16 protein-coding genes are annotated in these 17,971 nt (G+C 60.5%); 10 read left to right on the top strand and 6 right to left on the bottom strand.

The annotated features are described in order from the left end of the window. Positions 1-27: 27 nt before the first annotated feature. Together K3728_11910 and K3728_11905 are read right to left on the bottom strand one after the other, a co-directional pair. Complete coding sequence (locus K3728_11910) at positions 28-3,204, bottom strand: hypothetical protein (GenBank protein ID UWQ94420.1); 3,177 nt, start codon at positions 3,202-3,204, stop codon at positions 28-30. A 234-nt stretch (positions 3,205-3,438) separates the two neighbouring features. After that, entirely contained in the window at positions 3,439-4,731 is a 1,293-nt protein-coding gene (locus K3728_11905; protein UWQ94419.1) for an O-acetylhomoserine aminocarboxypropyltransferase/cysteine synthase, read from the bottom strand. Between the two features lie 246 nt (positions 4,732-4,977). Here K3728_11905 and K3728_11900 point away from each other — a divergent pair, with 246 nt between their 5' ends. The 3 genes from K3728_11900 (at position 4,978) to K3728_11890 (ending at position 6,449) form a co-directional block, all read left to right on the top strand. Further along, positions 4,978-5,355: an NADH:ubiquinone oxidoreductase subunit NDUFA12 gene (locus K3728_11900; protein UWQ94418.1), complete on the top strand. Its 378-nt coding sequence runs from the start codon at positions 4,978-4,980 to the stop codon at positions 5,353-5,355. Positions 5,356-5,442: 87 nt separating this feature from the next. Next, entirely contained in the window at positions 5,443-5,898 is a 456-nt protein-coding gene (locus K3728_11895; GenBank protein ID UWQ94417.1) for an outer membrane lipid asymmetry maintenance protein MlaD, read from the top strand. A 53-nt stretch (positions 5,899-5,951) separates the two neighbouring features. Then, positions 5,952-6,449 (top strand): DUF2155 domain-containing protein, encoded by a 498-nt coding sequence (locus K3728_11890; protein ID UWQ97539.1) that lies wholly within the window; start codon positions 5,952-5,954, stop codon positions 6,447-6,449. Between the two features lies 1 nt (position 6,450). Here K3728_11890 and aat read toward each other — a convergent pair whose 3' ends face one another. The 3 genes from aat to accB all read right to left on the bottom strand — a co-directional run bounded on the left by aat (position 6,451) and on the right by accB (position 9,422). Continuing rightward, positions 6,451-7,089, bottom strand: a complete 639-nt coding sequence (aat, locus tag K3728_11885) for a leucyl/phenylalanyl-tRNA--protein transferase (protein UWQ94416.1) — start codon at positions 7,087-7,089, stop codon at positions 6,451-6,453. Positions 7,090-7,553: 464 nt separating this feature from the next. Next, positions 7,554-8,900, bottom strand: coding sequence for an acetyl-CoA carboxylase biotin carboxylase subunit (gene accC, locus K3728_11880; GenBank protein UWQ94415.1), 1,347 nt, complete (start codon positions 8,898-8,900; stop codon positions 7,554-7,556). A gap of 18 nt (positions 8,901-8,918) precedes the next feature. Beyond that, positions 8,919-9,422 carry an acetyl-CoA carboxylase biotin carboxyl carrier protein gene (gene accB, locus K3728_11875; protein UWQ94414.1) on the bottom strand — a complete coding sequence of 168 codons (504 nt, stop codon included), beginning with the start codon at positions 9,420-9,422 and terminating at the stop codon, positions 8,919-8,921. A gap of 264 nt (positions 9,423-9,686) precedes the next feature. On the opposite strand from accB, the gene K3728_11870 reads away from it, so the two are divergent. Genes K3728_11870 through K3728_11860 form a run of 3 tightly spaced genes read left to right on the top strand, consistent with a single transcriptional unit; the run spans position 9,687 to position 12,751 of the window. Further along, complete coding sequence (locus K3728_11870) at positions 9,687-11,027, top strand: NAD(P)-dependent oxidoreductase (GenBank protein ID UWQ94413.1); 1,341 nt, start codon at positions 9,687-9,689, stop codon at positions 11,025-11,027. A 3-nt stretch (positions 11,028-11,030) separates the two neighbouring features. Further along, positions 11,031-12,335 carry an NAD-dependent dihydropyrimidine dehydrogenase subunit PreA gene (gene preA / locus K3728_11865; GenBank protein UWQ94412.1) on the top strand — a complete coding sequence of 435 codons (1,305 nt, stop codon included), beginning with the start codon at positions 11,031-11,033 and terminating at the stop codon, positions 12,333-12,335. Then, on the top strand, positions 12,332-12,751 hold the full coding sequence (locus tag K3728_11860; protein UWQ94411.1) for a VOC family protein: 420 nt from the start codon (positions 12,332-12,334) through the stop codon (positions 12,749-12,751). The genes preA and K3728_11860 overlap by 4 nt, the downstream gene beginning before the upstream one ends. Here the strand turns inward: K3728_11860 and K3728_11855 are convergent. Then, the gene (locus K3728_11855) at positions 12,741-13,352 is read right to left on the bottom strand and encodes a TetR family transcriptional regulator C-terminal domain-containing protein (protein ID UWQ94410.1); all 612 of its coding nucleotides are present in this window, start codon (positions 13,350-13,352) and stop codon (positions 12,741-12,743) included. The two genes, K3728_11860 and K3728_11855, sit on opposite strands and share 11 nt — an antisense overlap. A 244-nt stretch (positions 13,353-13,596) precedes the next feature. On the opposite strand from K3728_11855, the gene K3728_11850 reads away from it, so the two are divergent. The 4 genes from K3728_11850 to hydA are packed head-to-tail and all read left to right on the top strand — an operon-like array spanning position 13,597 to position 17,962. Next, on the top strand, positions 13,597-14,928 hold the full coding sequence (locus K3728_11850) for an aspartate aminotransferase family protein (protein ID UWQ94409.1): 1,332 nt from the start codon (positions 13,597-13,599) through the stop codon (positions 14,926-14,928). Between the two features lie 50 nt (positions 14,929-14,978). Continuing rightward, positions 14,979-16,229: a Zn-dependent hydrolase gene (locus K3728_11845; protein UWQ94408.1), complete on the top strand. Its 1,251-nt coding sequence runs from the start codon at positions 14,979-14,981 to the stop codon at positions 16,227-16,229. Then, on the top strand, positions 16,226-16,477 hold the full coding sequence (locus K3728_11840; GenBank protein ID UWQ94407.1) for a hypothetical protein: 252 nt from the start codon (positions 16,226-16,228) through the stop codon (positions 16,475-16,477). The genes K3728_11845 and K3728_11840 overlap by 4 nt, the downstream gene beginning before the upstream one ends. A gap of 21 nt (positions 16,478-16,498) precedes the next feature. Beyond that, positions 16,499-17,962: a dihydropyrimidinase gene (gene hydA, locus K3728_11835; GenBank protein ID UWQ94406.1), complete on the top strand. Its 1,464-nt coding sequence runs from the start codon at positions 16,499-16,501 to the stop codon at positions 17,960-17,962. Positions 17,963-17,971 lie beyond the last annotated feature (9 nt).

The following is a 17,971-nucleotide window of genomic DNA, read 5'->3' as shown; positions in this document are numbered from 1 at the left end:
GGTCAACGGCGGCGCAATTCCAGCAGCTTAGCCCGGAATCTCCAGCGTCACAGTGCGCCCGCTGCGCACGTATTGCAGGGTCGTTTCGCCAATGGCAGCGACCCGGCCACCGTCCAGGCGATCACCGACTGTGACTCGCACAAAGCGGCCCGAAGACAGACGCACAAGGGCGCGACGGGACGAAGAAGTGCCGCTGACGCCGATCAGGTTCACGTTGCGCAGGCGGATCACGTTCCGCTCGGTCGCGGCGCGGCTGACATCGGCGTTGGATGGGATCGTGGGACCGGGTGAAATGGCGGCGGCTGCCACTGCGGTGGGGGCCTCGGTCGGGGTGCGGTCCGCGGCTGCCACAATCTGGGCGATATTGCCGGGGCGGGTGCGCGGCAGAAGGGAGCGCGCAATTGCCAGATCCGTGCCCGCAAGCGCCAGTTCAACGGCCTCTTCCACGGCGTCGGGGTCTGTCGGGGAAGTTTCTTCTTCTGCCGGGAAAAGAGAGGCCTGCGCCGCGGTTTCCTGCGGCGAGGCGGGACGGGCCGAGGGGCGACGTTCGCTCAACTCTACCTGTGTCAGGCCGCCCAAGATTTGCCGCTCGCGGCTTTCAGAAAGATCGCCGGGCCGCTCTGCCGGGCGGAAGGCGGCAAGGATTGCGTCGTCGGCGTTGATCGCAGGCGCTGCCGAGGCCACCTCACGCGGGCGCTGAACGGCAACCCGAGGCGGCGCCCCTAAAACGACGAAAGCGCCCTCGGGCGTCAAAACGCCTTCTGGCGTCGGGGCGATCAGGCCGTTCTCTGTCAGGTTGAATTCGGTCCCAAATGCCGGAGGCGGGGGAAAACGGCGTAAGATTTCGCCAGGGTTCACGCCCGGATCAGGCAAGGCAACGGCGTCAAAGGCGCTGACCTCGGGATCAATCGAGGCGGTGTAGACGCGGTCCAGCAAATCAAAGGGACGCAGGTCTGGCCGTTCAGGGGACCGGGCCCAGATACCGTCTTCTGCGTAAAGGGCTTCGGCTTCCTCAATCGAAGGATTGCGCCCCTGGTCGATAACGGGAAGCGGCGGCAGATCAAGGTCGGCGTCGATGTCCGGCAGCTCGGCGATATCTTCGTCCGTGGCGGGGTCACTGGCGGCCAAATCGGCCACCTCCGGCGTGTCGCTTTCCAGAACAATGCCGTCGGCCGCGGCCTCATCGGCAAAGGTCGGTTGCTCTGTCTCGGTCTCTCCGAAGACCGGCGGCGCAGACCCCACTACGGGTGCGGGTACGCCGCTGGCGATGGTGGTGGTATCGTCCTGACCGACCCCAAAGAAGCGGGCGACGGCGCTGTCGGGCAGGAACAAAACGGACCATATCGCCACAAGCGCCAGCAAGAGAAGCAAGATCACCGTAAGAACCAAGCCGGTCTTGAAAGAGCCGCCCGTGGGTTTGGTTGCTTTGCGCGCCAATAGGCCCGAGGCAAAGGTCTTGTCGCTTGCAGTTTCGCCCTCAACCGCGGGAGAAGCGGCCTTCTGACGGCGCCGCAGACCACCACGGGCCGGGGCCGCCGCCTCTGCCGTTTCCGGCGACGTCGCTGCATCTGAAGCGCCAGTGTCGAGGGTCGGGGCAGCTTGGGCAGGCTTCGCGCCGGAGCCACGTTTCAGCATCCCGGCTAGGCGCCCGCCACGGGACGCGGATTTCGTCGCACCCACAGGCGGTTCATCAAAAGGAGAGGGCTTGCGCAACGCTGCAACGCCGGTGTCCCCCAACGGGGGTTGCGGCACAATTTCCACGCGCGGGCGCGGCGCTGGCGTGTCGCCCGAAGCGGCCTCGGGGCGGGCCTTGCTGGCGTTGCGCACGCGCTGCAATTGCTCGGCCAAACGCGGCATGGGAGAGCTGGAGGACGCCGCTGCTGGTGTCGATGGGCCGGGCGTTTTCTCCGCTGGCGCAGGCGTCGGGGCGCTGCGGGCGGGGCCATCGGGATGAGCCAACCCAAGGCGCGAGCTGCGTTGCCCAACAAGTGAGCCGCGCCCGCTGTCGGGTGCTGGAACCGCTCCGCCGGTCTCAGATGGCGTTGCAATCGCGCGGCCAGAGCCTGTGGGCGCAGTCGTCGGCCCCCGTCGCGCTACGAATTGCCCGGCAGCTGGCGCGTCCGGCTTTGGCGCTTCCTCTTGCGGAACCGCAACCTTCTTAGGAGCCTCTGCCGTTGGCGGCGTTTCGCGTAGTTCCCGCGCCCGTTGCCGCGCCTGCAAAGAAGCGGGCGAGGGAGCAGGGGGCAACAGATCGTCGTCGTCGCCTGAGTCGCCAATGGTTTCCAACGGCAGTTCTGGCGCCACGTCGGGCACCTGCGCCGAGGAGTCATCTGCTGGCAATGCCGTGATCGGGCCAGAAACGCTGGGGTCTTCAATGGCTTGAATGGTGGTTTCTTCTTCAGCCTCTGCTGCAACCTGCAATGCCTCGGCCAAGGCGGCATTCGGTTCGGCTACGGGGTCTTGCGGTTCCGTAGATGCCGTTTCCGGTAGGGGTGCCTCGATCTGCGGCTCTAGCGACAGTTCAGGCGCGTCATCCTCGGGGGCAGCCTCGGGAACGGGGGCGTCGGTCGCCGTGCTCTCTTCGGCGTTTTGCTCAGCCTCTGCGGTCGCCTCTTCAACAGCTGTCTCAACTACGGACGCCTCAACTACGGGGGCGTCCGGCTGGCCATAGGTATCTGGCCCGAAGGCGATCCCCTCGGCGCTGAAGCCCATTGTTTCGGCCTCTTTCCCAAGCCCGAATGTCGGCACGCCGGGAAAACGCTCCATCGGCGGCATTGCGGCGAACCCCTTGCCGGCAAAGCCATATTCCGCAGCAAACCCGCGGGCTTCGTCCAGCGTTTCACGGGCGACCACGGCGATCTTCACCCGGTCCTCTTCCAGAACCTGCCAGTCGTATTCCAACTCGGTCACGGCATAGGGCGTTAGTCCCTCCAACCCTTCTTCAATCCGAAAGGCGGTCAGCTCCGGGTCAGAGGTCGGCGCGGTAAGCGAGGTGTACAGGATCTGGTCGTCAGGCAGCACCAAGAGCGCCTCAAAACCATCGCCCTCGCGTTCCACCGCAAGGTCGCGCAGGCCCGCAAGCGTGGCGCTTAGATCGGGCACGTCCAGTGCCGTCTCTCCGATCATCGCCCAATGACCTGCGGCTTGGCGATGGGCCAAGGCAATGCCATCGGACGAAAGGAAGAGTGCGATATTCACAGTCAAGTCAGGCCTCAATATTCCGTCTGCGCCGTGGCTCAGGTGCCACAATCGCCCCCTCTTACAGGGGAATCCAGTTGGGGCAAACCATTCACAGCGCCCCGGACCGTCGATCGGCAAGATTTAGACTAAACCTTTTGAGGGCTTGGCAAAAGGGGGAGGGTGCCTGTGAATAAAAAGGGGACGGCACGGATTGCTCCACACCGCCCCCTTTTAGGGTCGAATTGGTTAACGAAGCCCTTACGCTGTTGCCGCCGACAGGGCGCGGTCCAGATCAGCGATCAGGTCGTTCACGTCTTCGGTGCCAATGGAAACGCGTACAACATTGGGGGCCGCACCGGCGGCCTCCTGCTGTTCAGGCGTCAACTGGCGGTGTGTGGTCGAGGCCGAGTGAATGATCAATGACCGTGTATCGCCCAGGTTCGCAACGTGGCTGAAGATCTCCAACGAATCGACGAGCTTCAGGCAAGCGTCGTAGCCGCCCTTTACCGCAAAGGTGAACAACGCGCCCGCGCCCTTGGGGCAAACGTCTTTCACGCGGTGATAGTAGGGAGAGCTCTCCAACCCCGCATAGGTCACGAAATCAACGCGCGGATCATCCTCCAGCCACTTGGCGATTTTCTGCGCGTTCTCCACATGACGCTCCATGCGCAGGGACAGCGTCTCGATCCCCATCAACGTGTAATGCGCCGCCTGTGGGTTCATCGTCATGCCCAGATCGCGCAGACCAATGGCAATGCCGTGGAACGTGTAGGCCAGCGGACCAAAGGTCTCGGCAAACTTCAGCCCGTGATAGGCAGGCTCCGGTGCGCTCAGCGAGGGGAACTTGTCCGAGGCGCTCCAGTCAAACTTCCCCGAATCAACAACACAACCGCCAGTGACCGTGCCGTTGCCTGTCAGATACTTCGTCGTGGAATGCACAACCAAAGTCGCCCCATGCTCGATGGGGCGGTGCAGATAAGGCGTCGCCGTGGTGTTGTCGATGATCAGTGGAATGCCCGCTTCATCGGCAATATCGGCCACCGCGCGTACATTCATGATATAGCCGCCGGGGTTGGCAATCGCTTCGCCAAAGACAGCCCGCGTATCGTCGTCAATCGCGGCCTTCACCGCATCCAGATCGTCAAAATCGACAAATTTCGCATTCCACCCAAACCGCTTGATCGTCTGGCTAAACTGCGTGACCGTGCCGCCATAAAGTCGTGTGGAGACAACCACATTGCGCCCCGGTGCCATCAACGGGAACAACGCCATCAACTGCGCCGCATGCCCCGAGGAACAACACACCGCCCCCGCGCCGCCTTCCAGTGTGGCAATCCGCTCCTGCAAAACGGCAACCGTTGGGTTGGTCAGGCGCGAGTAGATATACCCCACCTCTTGCAAGTTGAACAAAGCCGCCGCGTGATCTGCATCGCGAAACACATAGGCCGTGGTCTGGTAGATCGGTGTCTGCCGTGCACCCGTCGCCGGATCAGGCCGTGCGCCGGCGTGAATCTGAAGGGTGTCAAAGCCGTAGCTGGGGCCATCTGTCATCAAGTCTCTCCCAATAAATTTGCCCGCTTGTAGGTCATCCGGCCCGCGTCCCGCAATATCTGCGCCCAATCGAAGACCAAATGTTCTGCGCAACGGCCAATGAAGAAACGCCTGGCCCGCTCCTTCATCTTGGCCAATACAACTCAATCCACCCTCTCCCCCAAGCGCGACGCAACGCGCACTGGACGCCGCCGCCGCAACAGGGCAAAACCCCCTCAAACGACCCAACCGCGCGGATCACAGCCCATGGCCAGCCTCATCAATCGCCTTTTCACTTGGTGGAACGGTCAAACCATCGGAACTCAGCTTTTTACCGCCCGTAAAGGCGAAAAAGTGGGGGAGGATGCTCAAGGCAACATCTTCTATCGCACCTCTGATGACAGCAAGCGCTGGGTGATCTTCAATGGCGATGTAGAGGCGTCTCGCATTGACCCTGAATGGCACGGCTGGCTTCACCGCACCTGGGATGAGGCGCCCTCTGACAAGCCCGTGGTCCACAAGGCTTGGGAAACACCGCATCTGCCCAACCTGACCGGCACACCCCTGGCCCATGCGCCAGCAGGCTCGATCCGTCGCGAGCAACCCGCCCCGCGTCGTGATTATGAGGCTTGGACGCCAGAGTAAGGCGCCCAAGTAACCGCCTCAGCCTGATCCTCATACCCCGCTCTATTCCCCCTTGGCGACAAGCCGCGGGCAGGATACCTACGTCCCATGGCTGAGACTGATTATTCCTTTACCGAAATCGCAACCGGCGGCGCCGTTCTGGCCGCCGCTGTTGGTTTTTTCCTCTATGCCCAAAGCCCCGGCACCGCGTCCGGCACGGGCAGTTATGAACTCTTGGCCGCCTTCCGCTCGGCCGAGGGAATTTCCGTTGGCACCGAAGTGCGCCTTGGTGGTGTGCAAATTGGCACCGTCACGGGGATGGAGCTGAACCCTCAAACCTTCCTCGCGGAAACCACCTTTTCCGTCGATAACGCCATCGTCCTTCCCGATGACAGCGCCATCGCGATTTCTTCTGAAAGTCTTCTTGGTGGATCGTATGTAGAGGTTATCCCCGGCGGCTCTCCCTTCAATCTTGAGGCAGGGGGCGAGTTTCTCGACACGCAATCCTCGGTCAGCCTCATCACATTGCTCCTGCGGTTTGTGGGCGGAGCGGCGGATAACTGATGAACCTTGCATCCACCCTTTGCCTCTCTGCGCTGTTTCTTGCCGCTCCCGCCATGGCGCAACAGTTTGACGTCATCGACGGTGATGGCACGTTTGATGAATTCCAACTGGACACGGGCGAGGGCAACGGCACCGGCCTGACTCTCTCTGAAGGGGCGGAAAACGGCGATATCCAGCTGAACCTTGGTACAGGCGCGGCCGGCACGTTTGAAAGCTTCCCCGGTGTTAGCGGTCCCGTCACCTCGGTCAGCCAACCCGCCACGGGAACCGGCACGACCGTATCGCTACGCGCGCTTGATAAGATGCTGGGGCAGCCCACGGATATAGAACTTTCCATGGGTCAAACCGTGGTTTTCGGGCGCATCGCGATCCGCGCGATTGAATGCCGCTACCCCACAGCGGACCCGGAAGGCGATGCCTTCGCCTTGCTGGAAGTTCTTGATCTGGAAGGGGAATCCCTGTTTTCGGGTTGGATGATCGCTTCGAGCCCGGCGCTGAATGCGTTGGAGCATTCGCGCTACGACGTATGGGTCTTGGGCTGCTCGGCCTAGCCTAGATTGCCAGCGGCGCGTCTTCGGGCAGGCGCAAGAAATCCGCATCCTGCTCCAGAGCTTTCTCCAATTCCTCGCGGTATGTGGCCCTTGGTATTTCGATCGCGCCGAGGCTGATCAGATGATCGGTGACAAATTGCGTATCAAACAACGTGAAGCCCCCGGCGCGTAGGCGATGAACCAGATGGGCAAGGGCCAGTTTCGATCCTCCGGTGCGGCGCGAAAACATGCTTTCGCCAAAGAACGCGCCCCCAAGCGCGATGCCGAATACCGCCCCTGCCAGCCCCTCGTCGTCCCAAATCTCCACCGAATGGGCAAAACCATGGGCGTGAAGTGCGCCGTAACAGGCGTTAAGGTCGGCGTTGATCCAGGTCTCGTCCCGGTCGGCGCAGCCTGCCACGACGCCTGCGAAGTCTCGGTTCACGTGCACGCCGTAGTCGCCACGATTGATCCTGCGCCGCAAAGAACGGGAGATGTGGAAGCCATCCAACGGGAAAACGCCGCGCCGTTGGGGATCGACCCAAAAAACCTCGGGATCATCAGCGCCTTCTGACATCGGAAAAATGCCCGAGGCATAAGCGCGGATCATCAGGTCCGGGGTTAACCGGGGCCGGTCGTCAGAGATCATATCATGGGCCATGCCTGAATTTTACGGGGCCGTGATGCAAAAGCCCATTGAAAATCCCCCCATTCTGACCGGGAAGGGATTGAATGCGTGTTTTCGCAAGTCGCTTAACCCGGCCTTAAGATTGTTATGATTAATTCTTGCCCGTCAAAGCTCCGTTGCGACTCTGTTCTAGGGCAGGGGCTTGCAGGTGCAACTGCCGGTTAAGCAGAAGCTTCCGGCTGCACCCCACGCGCCCTTTGTGGGCCGCTTATGCAGGATGAATTGCATTGCACCGTTCGTGGGCCTCACCCCGCCGGACGCTTCAACGCCTCATCGTGTTCGTGAAGAAGGCGGCCAGCCGATTCCCCTCAAATAGGGGGCGTCGGCTGGCCGCCACATCTCAGAATAACCGGTAGGGGGGAGGCACCGTGCCCCAGAAACGGCAGCACGCAAACCGTAGGATCGGGCCAAATCAAGTGATCCGGCCCGTTACCTTCTTACGACATGTTTTCTTCCAGCCAGTGTTCCAGCCAGTGGATGGTGTAATCGCCGGTTTGCACGGCGTCCGCTTGCAACAACTCGTGAAACAGCGGGACCGTTGTGTCGATGCCATCGACGATCAATTCACCCAAGGCCCGGTTCAGACGGGCCAAGGCTTCAGGCCGGTCACGGCCCTGGACGATCAGCTTGGCAATCAACGAATCGTAGTACGGCGGAATGCGGTAGCCATCGTAAAGCGCGCTATCCATCCGCACACCAAGCCCGCCGGGGGCGTGGTATTGAGTGATCGTGCCGGGGCAGGGGGAGAAGTTTGGCAGCTTCTCGGCGTTAATCCGCACCTCGATCGCGTGGCCTTGCACCTGTAGATCGGCTTGGTTGAACGACATCGGCTCTCCGGCGGCGACGCGGATCTGTTCGCGGACAAGATCCACACCCATGATCGCTTCGGTCACGGGGTGTTCCACCTGCAAACGGGTGTTCATTTCGATGAAATAGAACTCTCCATTCTCGTACAAGAACTCGATCGTGCCCGCACCCTCATAGCCCAATTCGGCCACGGCGTTGGCGCAAATCATGCCGATCTGGTCGCGCAACTCAGGCGTGATGGAGGGGCCGGGGGCTTCCTCGAACACCTTTTGGTGGCGGCGCTGAAGGGAACAATCACGCTCGCCCAAATGGACCGCTTTGCCTTTACCATCGCCAAACACCTGCACCTCGATGTGGCGCGGGGTGCCGAGGTATTTCTCGATATAGACCTCGTCGTTGCCGAAGGCGGCCTTGGCCTCTGAGCGGGCAGATTGGAACGCGGTGTCAATCTCATCGGCGGATTTAGCCAGTTTCATGCCACGCCCGCCGCCACCAGCGGTGGCTTTGACAATAACAGGATAGCCGAATTCCTCGCCAATGGCGCGGGCCTCTTCCACCGTGGCGACACCACCGTCCGAGCCGGGAACGCAAGGGATGCCTAAACGCTTCGCGGTTTCCTTGGCAGTGATCTTGTCACCCATCATCGAGATATGCTCAGCCGAGGGGCCAATGAACTTGATGCCGTGGTCTTCAACGGCGCGCACGAAATTCGCATTCTCGGACAAGAAGCCATAGCCCGGGTGGATCGCTTCGGCGCCGGTGATCTCACAGGCGGAAAGGATCGCGGACATGGACAGATAACTATCGGTGCCGGGGGGCGGGCCGATGCACACGCTTTCGTCGGCCATGCGCACATGCATCGCATCGGCGTCCGCGGTGGAGTGCACAGCAACGGTTTCAACACCCATTTCACGGGCCGCGCGGATGACGCGCAGGGCAATTTCGCCCCGGTTGGCGATCAGGATCTTACGGAACATGGGCCAGGACCCTTTCAGTTATTCGATGATCATCAACGGCGCGCCGAATTCGACGGGGGCGCCATCGCCCACAACAATCCGCTTTACGGTGCCAGCATGGGGGGCGGGGATCTGGTTCATCGTTTTCATGGCTTCGATGATCAGCAGGGTCTGGCCTTCCGAGACCTTGTCACCAACGCTGACGAAGGCGGGCGAGCCGGGCTCTGCCTGCAAATACACGGTGCCGACCATGGGCGAGGTCACAGCGCCTGCGGCCTGAGAAGGATCGTCAGAGGCTGGCGCAGCAGCCACAGCCGCCGGTGCAGCAGCGGCAGGGGCCGCAGCGACAGCAGCGGGTGCAGCGGCCGGGGCCTGCATAACTACAGGCGCGGCCATGGCGGCCTGTTTGGCGACGCGGACGTTCAACCAATCATTCTCGCCGTATTCGCGTTTCACATGCAGTTCAGTCAGCTCGTTCTCTCGCAATACGTCTGCCAGTGCCTTGATAAAGGCTACGTCGTTGTCATGCGTCTTTTCTGCCATGTTGCTCTCACCGTCTGTCATTGGCCCACGTCTATGGGTCTTCGTGTCCTATCGGCTATAACGCAGCGTTGCCGTGGGGAAAACCCGCCGCGTGCGGTGTCCTTCTGAAGGAACCAATGCGCCATTTGCCTAAAATGACAGCAAAACGGCCTGATTGCGGGCTTGGGGGCAAAAACCGGCTATTTAAAAATTTTACCATTTGATAAATTTTTGAACTCGTGCCAGCCTGATTCCTGACCAAGCCATGACTTCAAGCGAGGCCCTATGCGTAACACTCCCTTTACTCCCGGTATCGCGCCTGCGCGTCTTGATGCCGCCGAGCTGGCGCAGAATTTCACCGACCTGCACGCTCCCCTCGATGGGCACGAGGCCCTCGTGGCCGCGGATCGGTGCTATTTCTGCCACGATGCGCCCTGCATCACGGCTTGCCCCACCTCCATTGATATTCCTCTGTTCATTCGGCAAATCGCCACCGGCACGCCCGAGGCCGCGGCGACGACCATCTTGGAGCAGAACATTCTGGGCGGCATGTGCGCTCGGGTTTGCCCGACCGAGACGCTCTGTGAACAGGCTTGCGTGCGCGAAACCGCAGAGGGCAAGCCGGTGTTGATCGGCCAATTGCAACGCTACGCCACGGATACCGTGATGGCGGCGGGCAAGCATCCGTTTACCCGGGCGGCCGAAACCGGCAAGCGCGTGGCAGTTGTGGGGGCGGGGCCTGCGGGACTTGCCTGCGCACACCGCTTGGCGATGAAGGGCCACGATGTGGTGATGTATGACGCCAAGCCCAAGGGCGGCGGCCTGAACGAATACGGCATCGCCAGCTACAAAAGTACCGATGATTTCGCTGCCGCCGAGGTTGAATGGCTTCTGAAAATTGGCGGGATCACCTTGGAAACTGGCAAAGCCCTTGGGGCGGACCTGACGCTTGAGGGACTGCAATCAGACTTTGACGCTGTGTTCCTTGGCATGGGTTTGGGCGGCGTCAACGCCCTGCGTGCCGAAGGTGAAGACCGCGACGGCGTGATGGATGCCGTTGAGTTCATTGCTGATCTTCGCCAAACGGGCGATCTTGGCGTGTTGCCCGTGGGCCGCAATGTGGTGGTGATTGGCGGCGGTATGACGGCGATTGATGCGGCGGTGCAGTCCAAACTTCTGGGCGCGGAGAGCGTTACGCTGGTCTATCGCCGTGAACGGGATGCCATGCCTGCCAGCCGGTACGAGCAAGACCTCGCGGCCTCCAAGGGGGTGCGTTTCATCTTCAACGCGATGCCGGTTGAGGTGCTTGGAAACGGTGCCGCCACGGCTCTGCGCTGCGAATACACCAAGGCAGAAGGCCGCAGCCTGACAGGCACCGGGGAAACCTTCGATATCCCCGCCGATCAGGTGCTGAAAGCCATCGGCCAAACATTGGAGGGCGCGCCGGACGCGCTGGCGATCGACGGCGGCAAGATCACCGTGACCGACACGGGCCGCACCAGCGTGGACGGCGTTTGGGCGGGCGGCGATTGTGCGTCTGGCGGCGAAGACCTGACTGTCACCGCGGTGGCCGAGGGGCGCGACGCCGCCGAAGATATGCATGCAACACTGATGGGTAAGGAATAAATCATGGCTGACCTGACCTCTAACTTCATCGGCATCACGTCGCCCAACCCCTTCTGGCTGGCCTCCGCGCCGCCCACCGACAAGGAATACAACGTCCGCCGCGCGTTCGAGGCGGGGTGGGGCGGTGTCGTCTGGAAAACGCTCGGCTCCGAAGGGCCGCCGGTGGTAAACGTGAACGGCCCACGTTACGGCGCTATCTATGGCGCGGATCGGCGGCTTTTGGGGCTTAACAATATCGAGCTGATTACCGACCGTGACCTGTTCACCAACCTTGAAGAGATTAAGCGCGTTAAGGCCGACTACCCGGACCGCGCGATCATAGTCTCGATCATGGTGCCTTGCGAGGAAGAGGCGTGGAAAGCCATCCTGCCTCTGGTGGAAGATACCGGCGCGGACGGGATCGAGCTGAACTTTGGCTGCCCACACGGCATGTCCGAGCGCGGCATGGGCGCGGCTGTGGGCCAAGTCCCTGAGTATATTGAGATGGTGACCCGCTGGTGTAAGCAATATTACTCCAAACCCGTGATCGTGAAACTGACGCCAAATATCACCGACATCACCAAACCGGCGGCCGCGGCCAAGCGGGGTGGGGCCGACGCAGTGTCGTTGATTAACACCATTAACTCTATCACCTCGGTCAACCTCGACACGATGTCGCCCGAACCATCAATCGACGGAAAAGGCTCTCACGGGGGGTATTGTGGTCCGGCAGTAAAACCGATCGCCATGTCGATGGTGTCGGAAATTGCGCGGGGCGCTGAAACACACGGCTTGCCGATTTCGGGCATCGGCGGCGTGACCACATGGCGCGACGCGGCAGAGTTCATGACCCTTGGCGCAGGCAATGTGCAGGTCTGTACGGCGGCGATGACCTATGGCTTCAAAATCGTGCAGGAAATGATCTCGGGCCTGTCGCAATTCCTTGATGAGAAAGAGATTTCTCTGGATGAGCTGGTGGGCCGCGCGGTGCCGAACGTGACGGATTGGAAGTATCTGAACCTGAACTACGTGGCCAAGGCGAAGATCGACCAAGACGCCTGCATCAGCTGTGGCCGGTGCTATGCGGCCTGCGAGGACACCTCACATCAGGCGATTTCGATGTCCGAGGACCGCGTGTTTGAAGTGATGGACGACGAATGCGTCGCCTGTAACCTCTGCGTTAACGTTTGCCCGGTTGAAAACTGCATTTCGATGGTAGAACTTGAAGCTGGCGCGATGGATGAACGCACAGGTGAAAAGGTCAGCAAAGACTATGCAAACTGGACAACCCACATCAACAATCCGGGCCGGGTTGAGGCAGCGGAATGATTGAACGGCTCGACCATGTGAACCTGCGCACGACGCAGCTTGATAAGATGATCGCGTGGTACGAGCATATTTTGCAGCTGGAAAGCGGGTTTCGGCCCGGTTTCCCGTTCCCCGGCGCGTGGATGTACGCGGGCGACGTGCCTGTCGTTCATCTAGTAGGCGTGGATCAAACGCCCCCGAAGGCCGACGATCTGGCGCTGGAACATGCCGCGTTCAGCGCCAAGGGCCTGCGCGAATTTATTGCGCGTCTGCAAGCGGCGGGTGAAGGAATGCGCCTCGTGCGGGTGCCCGATGTGCCCTTGGTTCAGGTTAACGTCTGGGATCCGGACGGAAACCATTTGCACATTGATTTCCATGCGTCCGAGGCCGAGGGCCTAGACTTGGAAGAGTTCAACACCACCCAGATCAGGGCGTAAGTAGCCGCGAAAACAGCGTTTCCAGAAACCCTTCCGCCTCTTTCAGCGGATCGCGATTTTCTCCCAGGACGGCCCGGACTTGCACGTCAAAATCGGCGTAATGTTGGGTCAGCGACCAGATCGAAAAAATCAGGTGGTGCGGATCGCTCGGCGCGAGTTTTCCCGCCTCCATCCAGCCCTGAATGACTGCCGCCTTTTCATCCACCAGTTCCCGCAAATCGGTGGAAAGACTGCCGCCCATCCGCGGCGCCCCCTGCACGATCTCTTGGGCGAACAGCCTTGATTCACGGGGGAAATCTCGGCTCATCTGCAATTTCCGACGAACGTAAGCCAGCAATTCTTCCTGTGGGTCACCGTCGTCGCGAAGCTCTCTCAGCGGGTCCAGCCAAGTGTCTACCAAGCCCGCAAGAAGGGTGACGTGAATCTCTTCCTTGGAGGCGAAATAATATAGAAGATTGGGCTTCGACAGCCCCGCTTCTGTTGCAATCGCATCCAATGTTGCGCCGCGAAAGCCGTGTGCGGAAAACACCTCGAGCGCGGCCCCCAACACCAAGGCACGGTTCTTTTCTTGGATGCGGGTCCGGGGTTTTTGCGCAGTCATCTCTCCGCCTGTTTTTTTGGTGCCCAATGGGGCGGCATTTTTCGGTTCGGATTGCCTAATTCGAGCCATCGAAGACAATAAATTCAGAGTTTTGATGCGGTTTGTGCCCGCGAATGGATCGTTAGCGTTGACTGCTACGATTCATTTGCTAGCGTGCTCTTGACCATTTGGTCAAAAGATTTCGCGCAACAAGCGTGTGACATGAAAATTATGCTGCCGAAATGGGCGGCGGGGGGAAATAGCCATGGCACTTGACCGCAGCAACCCGGTTCCCAACGACCTTAGCGCATTTTGGATGCCCTTTACATCCAATCGCCAGTTCAAAAAACAGCCCCGTATGTTCGTCGGCGCCGACAAGATGCACTACACCACCGCCGACGGGCGGCAGGTGTTGGACGGCACGGCGGGTCTCTGGTGTTGCAACGCGGGCCATAACCAGCCCCGCATCGTTGAAGCGATCCAGAAGCAAGCCGCCGAAATGGACTACGCGCCCGCTTTCCAAATGGGCCACCCCAAGGCGTTCGAGCTGGCCAACCGCCTGCGTGACATGGCCCCGAAGCCGTTTGAGCATGTGTTCTACACCAACTCTGGCTCGGAAAGTGTTGAGACCGCGTTAAAGATCGCCATCGCCTATCAACAAGCCATCGGGCAGGGGACGCGGACCCGGCTGGTGGGGCGCGAGCGTGGCTATCACGGGGTCAACTTCGGCGGAATTTCCGTCGGCGGCATCGTGAATAACCGCCGGACGTTCGGCTCCCTCCTGACCGGGGTGGATCATCTGCCTCATACCCATCTGCCCGACCAGAATCGCTTTGTGAAAGGCCAGCCCGAGCATGGCGCCCACTTGGCTGAGGAGTTGGAGCGCATCGTGGCCCTGCACGGCGCGGAGACCATTGCCGCCTGTATTGTTGAGCCGATGGCCGGGTCCACCGGTGTTCTCATGCCGCCTAAAGGCTATCTTGAGAAGCTGCGAGAGATCTGCACCAAGCACGGAATTATCTTGATTTTTGACGAGGTTATCACCGGCTTTGGGCGCTTGGGTTCCAGCTTTGCGGCGGAACACTACGCCGTCATGCCGGACTTGATCACCACGGCCAAGGGGCTGACCAACGGCGTCATTCCCATGGGCGCAGTGCTGGCCACCAAGCAAGTTCATGACGCCTTCATGTCCGGTCCCGAACATCTGATCGAGCTGTTCCACGGCTACACGTATTCGGGCAATCCCATCGCCTCCGCCGCCGGTCTGGCGACGCTGGAGACCTATAAGGAGGACGGCCTGTTTGAACGCGCCGCCGAGCTTGCGCCTTATTGGGCCGATGGCGTGCATTCCTTGCGCGACTGCCCCCACGTGATCGACATCCGCAACGAAGGTTTGATCGGCGCGGTTGAGTTGGAGCCGATCGCGGGCGAGCCCACCAAACGCGCGTTCCAAGCCTTCCTTGATTGCTACGAAAAGGGCGTTTTGATCCGTACCACGGGCGATATCATTGCGATGTCTCCGCCTCTGATCATCTCGAAATCTGAAATAGATCAACTGTTTAGCACGTTGCGAGACGTCTTAACCAACTTGGACTAGCGCGCCGCAGCGCCGCCCCACTCCAAGCCAGCATCCGAAGGACGAAGACTATGCCAGCCCCCGTAGAAAACATGAAAATCGACGGCGCCCGCCTGTGGGATAGCCTGATGGAGATGGCAAAAATCGGCCCCGGTATCGCGGGTGGCAACAACCGCCAAACCCTGACCGATGAGGACAGCGAGGGCCGCCATCTGTTCAAGGATTGGTGCGACGCAGCCGGCTGCACCATGGGTGTGGACCAGATGGGCAACATGTTCGCGCGGCGCGAGGGCACGGACCCGGACGCGCTGCCGGTTTATGTGGGCAGCCACCTGGATACGCAGCCCACCGGCGGCAAGTATGATGGCGTTCTGGGCGTGCTCGGCGGGCTGGAAGTTATTCGCACAATGAATGACTTAGGGATCAAAACCAAACATCCCATCGTCGTCACCAACTGGACCAATGAGGAGGGGACGCGCTACGCGCCTGCCATGCTGGCGAGCGGCGTTTTCGCCGGGAAACACACGCAGGAATGGGCCTACGATAAGGTCGATGCGGACGGCAAGCGTTTCGGGGATGAGCTGGAGCGGATCGGTTGGAAGGGCGACGAAGTCGTCGGCAACCGCAAGATGCACGCTTTCTTCGAGCTGCATATCGAACAGGGTCCGATCCTAGAGGCCGAAGGGATTGACGTGGGCGTTGTGACCCACGGCCAAGGTTTGCGCTGGATCGAATGTACGATCACGGGCAAGGAAAGCCACACCGGATCCACGCCCATGCACATGCGCAAGAACGCGGGCCGGGGCCTCGCGCTGGTGACGGAATTGGTCCACGAGATCGCGATGAAAAACCAGCCCGGCGCGGTTGGTGCGATTGGCCATGTGGATGTCTACCCGAACTCTCGCAACATCATTCCGGGCAAGGTTGTGTTCACGATCGACATGCGCACGCACATCCTCGACAAGCTGGAAGCCATGGTGGCCGAGCTGATGGAGCGCGCGCCAAAGCTGTGTGAAGACATCGCCGTCACCTTTGAAGCCGAGATCGTCGGCCAGTTCAACCCGCCCGCCTTTGACGACAAATGTGTCACGGCGATTAGACAAGCGGCTGAAAGACTTGGATATTCGCACATGGATATCGTATCCGGGGCAGGGCACGATGCGTGCTGGATCAATGATGTGGCCCCGACAGCGATGGTGATGTGTCCCTGCGTGGACGGTCTAAGTCACAACGAGGCCGAAGAAATCAGCCCGGAATGGGCAGCGGCCGGTGCGAATGTTCTCTTTCACGCGGTCGTCGAGACGGCGGAGATTGTTACATGAATTCAAAGATTTGGTTGGCCTTAGGCGCGACTTTGGCGCTTGCGGGATGTGTGTCACCTACGCCTGAGGGGCAAACGGAGACATTGCCCGAGGAAGTGCTGGTGCTTGTCGCGCCGGGCCAGGATACCTCGTCTGTCCGTCTGCAAGATGACGGCTGCTACTGGTACCTGCACAACAACGTGGTCGAAAGCGTCTACATCCCGCTTATGACCCGCGACCAGCGGATGATCTGCGTGGTGGCACAGTAATATGAGAAAATAGGGGGTTTCATGAGCAAGGTTATCAAGGGCGGCACAATCGTGACCGCGGACCGTCAATGGAAGGCGGACGTACTGATTGAAGGCGAAAAGATCGCTGAGATCGGTGAGAACCTGAAAGCAGATGAGGTGATCGACGCGGAGGGCGCTTATGTGATCCCCGGCGGGATCGACCCCCACACGCACCTAGAGATGCCCTTCATGGGCACCACAGCGGCGGAGACCTTTGAAACGGGCACCTTCGCGGCTTCCGCTGGCGGCACGACGATGCTGGTGGATTTCTGTTTGCCCGGTGAAGATGGCTCCCTTCTCAACGCCATTGATGAATGGGACCGCAAATCCAAGGACCAGATTTGCGTCGATATTTCCTACCACATGGCAATAACCGGCTGGTCTGAAGATATCTTTAACGAGATGGACGCCGTGGTTAACCAACGCGGCATCAACACCTTCAAACATTTCATGGCCTACAAAGGCGCTTTGATGATCGAGGACGATGAGATGTTCGCCTCGTTCAAACGCTGTGCCGAACTGGGCGCGCTGCCGCTTGTCCATGCCGAAAACGGCGATATCGTTCAGGAATTGCAGCAGAAATATATGGCAATGGGTGTGACGGGGCCGGAAGGCCACGCCTATTCCCGCCCGCCTGAGGTTGAGGGCGAAGCCGCCAACCGCGCCATCATGATCGCAGACGCCGCCGGCACGCCTTTGTACATCGTTCACGTGTCCTGCGAGCAGGCCCACGAAGCGATCCGCCGCGCGCGCCAGAAAGGCATGCGCGTCTATGGAGAGCCTCTGATCCAGCACCTGACGCTGGATGAGTCCGAGTATTTCAACAAGGATTGGCAATACGCAGCGCGTCGCGTCATGTCGCCTCCGTTCCGGTCCAAGGACCACCAAGACGGGCTTTGGGCGGGTCTTGCAGCGGGATCGTTGCAGGTTGTGGCCACTGATCACGCGGCCTTCAGCGACGAACAAAAACGTATGGGCGTCGACAACTTCGGCATGATCCCCAACGGCACCGGCGGTCTGGAAGAGCGCATGGCGATGCTCTGGACCAACGGCGTGGAAACTGGCCGTTTGACGCCCGAAGAATTCGTCGCGGTGACGTCCAGCAACATCGCCAAGATCCTTAACATCTACCCGATGAAGGGCGGCATCAACGTGGGCGGCGACGCCGATATCGTGGTGTGGGACCCGAAACTGGGCCGCACAATCACCACGGCGACGGCGAAATCTATTCTTGATTACAACGTGTTCGAGGGAATGGAAGTCAGCGCCTCGCCCCGCTACACGCTGTCGCGCGGCGACGTTGTTTGGGCCGCTGGACAGAACAGCCAACCGCAGCCGGGCAGGGGCAAGTTTGTAAAACGCCCCCCAAGCGCCAGCGCCACGCAGGCTCTGTCCAAGTGGAAGGCGCTCAACACGCCCCGCAAGATCGAGCGTGATCCAATGAACATTCCGGCGGGGGTTTGACCGCACCCG

This window comes from Rhodobacteraceae bacterium M385 (assembly GCA_025141835.1).
In the GTDB taxonomy this organism is placed as follows: Bacteria; Pseudomonadota; Alphaproteobacteria; order Rhodobacterales; family Rhodobacteraceae; genus Gymnodinialimonas.
The sequence above is the reverse complement of the archived record's forward strand: the minus strand, read 5'-3'. Positions and strand labels throughout refer to the sequence as shown.

Coding starts and splice junctions, on each gene's coding strand:
- K3728_11905 (UWQ94419.1), bottom strand. CDS start 4,731: ATGACAGATGGCCCCAGCTACGGCTTTGACACCCTTCAGATTCACGCC.
- K3728_11900 (UWQ94418.1), top strand. CDS start 4,978: ATGGCCAGCCTCATCAATCGCCTTTTCACTTGGTGGAACGGTCAAACC.
- K3728_11895 (UWQ94417.1), top strand. CDS start 5,443: ATGGCTGAGACTGATTATTCCTTTACCGAAATCGCAACCGGCGGCGCC.
- K3728_11890 (UWQ97539.1), top strand. CDS start 5,952: ATGGCGCAACAGTTTGACGTCATCGACGGTGATGGCACGTTTGATGAA.
- aat (UWQ94416.1), bottom strand. CDS start 7,089: ATGGCCCATGATATGATCTCTGACGACCGGCCCCGGTTAACCCCGGAC.
- accC (UWQ94415.1), bottom strand. CDS start 8,900: ATGTTCCGTAAGATCCTGATCGCCAACCGGGGCGAAATTGCCCTGCGC.
- accB (UWQ94414.1), bottom strand. CDS start 9,422: ATGGCAGAAAAGACGCATGACAACGACGTAGCCTTTATCAAGGCACTG.
- K3728_11870 (UWQ94413.1), top strand. CDS start 9,687: ATGCGTAACACTCCCTTTACTCCCGGTATCGCGCCTGCGCGTCTTGAT.
- preA (UWQ94412.1), top strand. CDS start 11,031: ATGGCTGACCTGACCTCTAACTTCATCGGCATCACGTCGCCCAACCCC.
- K3728_11860 (UWQ94411.1), top strand. CDS start 12,332: ATGATTGAACGGCTCGACCATGTGAACCTGCGCACGACGCAGCTTGAT.
- K3728_11855 (UWQ94410.1), bottom strand. CDS start 13,352: ATGACTGCGCAAAAACCCCGGACCCGCATCCAAGAAAAGAACCGTGCC.
- K3728_11850 (UWQ94409.1), top strand. CDS start 13,597: ATGGCACTTGACCGCAGCAACCCGGTTCCCAACGACCTTAGCGCATTT.
- K3728_11845 (UWQ94408.1), top strand. CDS start 14,979: ATGCCAGCCCCCGTAGAAAACATGAAAATCGACGGCGCCCGCCTGTGG.
- K3728_11840 (UWQ94407.1), top strand. CDS start 16,226: ATGAATTCAAAGATTTGGTTGGCCTTAGGCGCGACTTTGGCGCTTGCG.
- hydA (UWQ94406.1), top strand. CDS start 16,499: ATGAGCAAGGTTATCAAGGGCGGCACAATCGTGACCGCGGACCGTCAA.